The organism is Streptomyces sp. NPDC018947, from assembly GCF_044390505.1.
Lineage (GTDB): Bacteria > Actinomycetota > Actinomycetes > Streptomycetales > Streptomycetaceae > Streptomyces.
The window spans coordinates 1-1,796 of sequence record NZ_JBIRZD010000043.1 but is presented as its reverse complement, the minus strand read 5'-3'; the positions used below and the strand labels follow the sequence as shown (position 1 = coordinate 1,796).

2 protein-coding genes are annotated in these 1,796 nt (G+C 35.6%); both read left to right on the top strand.

Annotated elements, in window-relative coordinates; genetic code table 11:
• Positions 1-291 precede the first annotated feature (291 nt).
• A complete protein-coding gene (locus tag ACH499_RS34560) occupies positions 292-441 on the top strand; it encodes a toxin-antitoxin system HicB family antitoxin (protein WP_350502499.1) in 150 nt (49 codons plus the stop codon).
• Between the two features lie 571 nt (positions 442-1,012).
• Positions 1,013-1,705, top strand: a complete 693-nt coding sequence (locus tag ACH499_RS34555; RefSeq protein ID WP_350753516.1) for a hypothetical protein — start codon at positions 1,013-1,015, stop codon at positions 1,703-1,705.
• Positions 1,706-1,796: the final 91 nt, after the last annotated feature.

Here is a 1,796-nt window from a genome sequence, read left to right as displayed (position 1 = left end):
TTAACAGCGCTATTTTAACACATAGAAAATAAAAATACTATGACTTTACCGTTTTCTAATAGCGGGTAAAGTGTTCAAACTTTGACAATGGGACTCCTATAATGGGGTCCTTATTTAATTTCCTTGAAAATATAAAATCCGCCCTTTTGCGTGTGGGTGGGGTGACTCCAGTTGGGGCCCCCGACACCGCAAGGCGGATTTATTTTATTTATAAAAGACCGAGAGAAATAACACTAACCATTATGGTATTGACATGATACCACTTTGATACTATAATGATACCATAAGGAGGTGAAGTTATTGGGAAAAGCGGTTTTTTCTCTAAGGCTTACTGAAGACCTACACGAATGGTTAAAAAAAGAAGCTGAAAAGAGAGGTATGTCGGTCAACGCTTTGATTTCATACATACTGAGCGAATATAAAGACGATAAAGAGTTTTAACGGAGTAGTTCTACGTAGTGAAAGCGTAGCGGTTCCTTTACTTGGAAAGGCGACTCTGATAACCTAGTTCGGTTTGCCACATTAAAGATTTCTAGAAGGTGGCGACGGTGGCAAGTAATCTGGGTCGCAAAGGTTCCGAGTCAAGGATTCATGGAGTAGATCTACGCAGTGGTGATGGTGAAGCGCAACTAAAAAAACAAGAAAAGAGGACGAGCACATGTTTAATATTTCTTATTACAAAACCGAAGACACAAAAGTAATGGTGGTTACATTACACGCACTAAAACAAACTATCATTTTGCAACCAGGATTCTTTTATAAAATTTCAGGAGTTGATAGAAAAGTAATAACCGGCTGCGGCGAATTTAGTGGTACAATTCTAGTAGATTTAGGATTTATATTTCCGTTTAAATCTGATAGAAAAATAGGTTAATATTTAATCGCTATTTCTGTTTCTTACTTAACTTGATTATAGCGATTAATAAGCAGAAAAATTTAGACAAGGAAGAGAGGTATTTTATAATTGAGGTATCGTCACAAACTAATAAAAAGTGGCGGTGTATGGGAATTATTGAGCTACGAGAAAGAGGTAGCAACAGGTAAAGATGCAGTTCGTGAAAATGCTGGTAGGAAAAAACAGTCTGATCATGATTGGATAAATGATGCTGAAACAAAGATGAAGAACAGGTCTGATGTGTTATATCGTGCAAGGAAGCAAGTGTTTAACCAAGCAAATGCCAATGCAAATGCGTGGAACGAGCAACCGAAATTTTTCACACTTACATATGCTGAAAACATGCAGGACATAAAACAATCTAACTATAACTTCAAAAAGTTTATCCAAAGGCTGAATTACACTTTAAAAATAAAACTAAAATACACTGCTGTAATTGAGTTTCAGAAACGAGGGGCTATACATTATCACCTATTGGTCTATAACCTTCCTTACACGCCTGTAGACGTTCTATCGGACATCTGGGGTCATGGGTTTGTTAAAATAAATAAAATAGACCACGTGGACAATGTAGGGGCTTATATAACGAAATATATGATAAAGGATAATATTGACGAAAGATTACTTGGAGAGAAGTCTTATTTTTCGAGTAGAGGGTTAAAGAAGCCTGAAGAGTATATTTTGACGGAAAAAGAAAAAGAGACTCTGCTAAAGTCTCATGACGAATATATAACATATTCCAAAAACTATGAAAATGAATATCTAGGCAATATTCATAAGATACAAATTAACTTAAATCGCAAAAGTTAACAGCGCTATTTTAACACATAGAAAATAAAAATACTATGACTTTACCGTTTTCTAATAGCGGGTAAAGTGTTCAAACTTTGACAATGGGACT